The following is a 3,134-nucleotide window of genomic DNA, read 5'->3' on the forward strand; positions in this document are numbered from 1 at the left end:
GTGCTACAAAGGCACCTGTTGAACTTAAAGATCTACCTGCTCCAGTACAGACTACACTTCAAACAGATCCGATCAAACAATGGACACCAACTGCTGCATTTTTAGTAACTAATGCAGATAAAACTTCTTATTATGAAATTAACTTAAAGAAAGAAGATAAAACTGCTACCATTAAAATGGATAAAGACGGTAAAGCTGTTAAATAATCCCAACTGTTAACATCTACCTAATAAGAAGAGCTGGAGCGATCCGGCTCTTCTTATTAAAGAAAATAAAAATAAATCAACAATAAGCAGCCATCAAAAACCCACTTAATTCAGTTCTGAAGGGCCAGGAATCAAAATAAATTATAAATTTTACTGATTTTCAGTTATTTGTACCTACCTTTGCAACTCAATTTTTTAATAATAATACAATGCAAGAAGGAGTAGTAAAATTTTTCAATGAGTCAAAAGGTTTTGGTTTCATTATCCCATCTAACGGAGATAGCGAAATCTTTGTTCACTCAAGTGGCCTTTTAGGCGAAATCCGTGAAAACGACAAAGTTTCTTATAACGTAGAACAAGGTCGTAAAGGATTAAATGCAGTAAATGTTCAAGTAATCTAAAGTTCCTTATTACATATATTGTGAAAACTGCTCCTAAAGAGCAGTTTTTTCATTTCAAGCCTATTTTAATTCGTACCATCTGCCTCTTCAACTATCTCCTGTTCCGGATCCAACTCTATATTCCCTTCCTTATCTTTCTTACCAAACAGAATAGGATATAGGAACATCAGGGCACCAATAATGAGCAAAGCACCTGAGGCTTCCAGGAAATAGATACTCGAATCCATTTTGTTTATGCTCATTACCTTATAAGGAATCAGCAATAATAATCCTAAAACAATCACTATAACTGCTTTCTGGAGTTTCAGTACCTTGACCATATGTATGTCGTTAAGATTTTTTTCTTTTGATAAAACTTACAATCACAAATATCAATCCAATTACTTCAAGAAGCATACTGGCAATAATTATTGCGATACAAGCCGCAGTATTTGTATTTTTAAGCAATAAAGCAACTGGCATTAGTAACACAGCACCAGCCATACAAATCATTCCTATTTTCAGGTGTTTTGTCATAGGGCAAAGATAAGAGTAGTTAGCTTTGTTTGATTAGTGGTTATACAGATTAAAATAGCTTCCGAACTTTTAAATTAGAGGTTGTATCTCCTTTTTCCGGATCAGTCATTGCCACTAAAGCATTTGCAACATCAATGGCGGGAGTAATTCTCAGTTGGTAACTGATTCAATTCAACAACAAATGTACTGTTATCTAGATCTTACGTTTGTAACGTCCAAGTCACATAACACACATTATACGGACTCTCAATAGATTAAAAAAACAACAATAATCACTAATATGATTAGTAATCCTAAATACATTTCCCATTTTAACCTAAACCAAATGTCCTTAAGCCAGCCCATTAAGGCATCTTATCAGAAATATAATCAGAGAGCGAATAAACGGGCGACAGGAAACCGATGCCTGCTTCATTTACAGAGGCAATCCTAAAATAAATCCCTTTAAATGCACTGATCAGCCGGGTTTGCACAGGATAACCTCTTTCTACCTCTATTAGCATATTTTCAGAAGTAGGATTAAGACAATTCGGACAAAGGTTGGGGCCACCGGTCCAGACGATGTACGAAGTAGCTCCAGGAACGGGGTTAAACCTCAGGACACCTCCCCAGGGAACCTTTAGGAGAGAGTCCCTGGGAATAAGATGTACATCAAACTTTGTAGGTGGTGGTAACAATGAAGCCCCGGTTGCGATGATCTGCAAGGGTTGTTCTCCAACACCGTCAACCGCCGTATAAGTTCTTGTCTTTATCAGCGTACTCTGAGCGGGTTGCCACCAGTTAGACAATGAAAATCCTGTAATACTGTTATCTCCACTATTGGTTACATAGCAGAAGGAAGGATTACTGAAGACCAACTGATTAGGCCCCCCTCCTGTTGAAAAGGGGCTTCCATACATTTGAGTCAATTTTTCGTCGGCCTCATTTCTAATGAAACCCGAAATTGTATTCGAAGAAGAGTTGGTAACCAGCACTGTTGCATCATTCGGAGCGATGGTCACGGATAAAGGATTTGCACCCGTGGGGTAGTTAGCCACTACTTTAGGTACGCCTGTTGTTATATCTATTTTTAAAACCGATAACGTGTTTGATTCGTTATTGACCACATAGGCCCAGCCACCTGAGCTGGAAATCGCCATACATGTAGGATTGTTACCCACGTTTACAGCAGGCACTATAGCAGTAAGAGTACCTGTCAAGGTATCTCTCCTGAACGCAGTTATCGTATTGTCTCTTGCGTTGGCAACATACAAATATTTACCGCTCGGATGAATGACTATAAACTGTGGAACATTGCCGGCATGATAATTTCCAATAATGGTAATATTGCCATAATCATCATCAGCTGTAAAAGCAGAGATTTGTTGGCTGCCGGAGTTAGCGATATAGACATATTTACCATTTGCGCTGGTATTTATAAAACTTGCATTTTGCCCCACCCCATTCGGATATCCGGCTTTTGTTGCAAAGCTGTTCAGTGAAGGATTATAGGTCAGTGCCGAAAAATTGCTTGTGTACGGTGATACCAGGTAAGCTACTTTTTTTGACGGAGAAAGAGCCATTGAAGTTGCCATCTGCATTCCTGTACCATAGGGCTGGCCTGCGATAGCCTTTAAAATTCCAGAATTAGGATTGGCATTAAACGATGATATCTTGTTGTTCTGGTTTAATACCGTTAGGAAAGAAGAACCTGATCCTGTGCCGATAGTTTTACGCCCCAGGGGCCCAAATTCATTACCGTCAATGATCGCTACGGCAATGTAATATATTTTTCCATTGATGATATTTTTGATAGTAACTTTCACCAAAGAATCAATAGATCCACTACCGTCGAACCGGACAAACGGTGTTTTGCCGGGAATAATAGTCGAAGTATCACAAAAAATCGCATAAGTTTTATAAGAACCTATAATTGGAGTCGATACGGTGATTTGTTTATCCCCTTGTTCTATCATAGGAAAGTAAGGCCGGGGTATGGATTGCGCCCTAACCACAGAATGTAGTATGAAGG

4 protein-coding genes and 1 pseudogene are annotated in these 3,134 nt (G+C 38.7%); 2 read left to right on the plus strand and 3 right to left on the minus strand.

Features of this window, described 5'->3' with window-relative positions; translation table 11 throughout:
• Positions 1 to 206 (plus strand): annotated as a pseudogene (locus tag DBR11_RS26135) (hypothetical protein); the annotation flags it as partial.
• A 209-nt stretch (positions 207 to 415) separates the two neighbouring features.
• Positions 416 to 607 (plus strand): cold-shock protein, encoded by a 192-nt coding sequence (locus tag DBR11_RS26140; RefSeq protein ID WP_108555507.1) that lies wholly within the window; start codon positions 416 to 418, stop codon positions 605 to 607.
• A 65-nt stretch (positions 608 to 672) separates the two neighbouring features.
• Here the strand turns inward: DBR11_RS26140 and DBR11_RS26145 are convergent, their stop codons facing one another.
• The 3 genes from DBR11_RS26145 to DBR11_RS26155 all read right to left on the minus strand — a co-directional run.
• Entirely contained in the window at positions 673 to 927 is a 255-nt protein-coding gene (locus tag DBR11_RS26145; RefSeq protein WP_108555508.1) for an isoleucyl-tRNA synthetase, read from the minus strand.
• 10 nt (positions 928 to 937) lie between these two features.
• Positions 938 to 1,123 carry a hypothetical protein gene (locus DBR11_RS26150; RefSeq protein WP_108555509.1) on the minus strand — a complete coding sequence of 62 codons (186 nt, stop codon included), beginning with the start codon at positions 1,121 to 1,123 and terminating at the stop codon, positions 938 to 940.
• Between the two features lie 344 nt (positions 1,124 to 1,467).
• The coding region (locus DBR11_RS26155; protein WP_233260919.1) for a beta-propeller fold lactonase family protein at positions 1,468 to 3,134 on the minus strand (1,667 nt) is incomplete at its 5' end.

It is taken from the genome of Pedobacter sp. HMWF019 (assembly GCF_003061025.1).
In the GTDB taxonomy this organism is placed as follows: domain Bacteria; phylum Bacteroidota; class Bacteroidia; order Sphingobacteriales; family Sphingobacteriaceae; genus Pedobacter.

Excerpts from the sequence above, each read along its gene's own strand:
- DBR11_RS26140 (WP_108555507.1), top strand. The coding sequence starts at position 416 with ATGCAAGAAGGAGTAGTAAAATTTTTCAATGAGTCAAAAGGTTTTGGT.
- DBR11_RS26150 (WP_108555509.1), bottom strand. The coding sequence starts at position 1,123 with ATGACAAAACACCTGAAAATAGGAATGATTTGTATGGCTGGTGCTGTG.
- DBR11_RS26145 (WP_108555508.1), bottom strand. The coding sequence starts at position 927 with ATGGTCAAGGTACTGAAACTCCAGAAAGCAGTTATAGTGATTGTTTTA.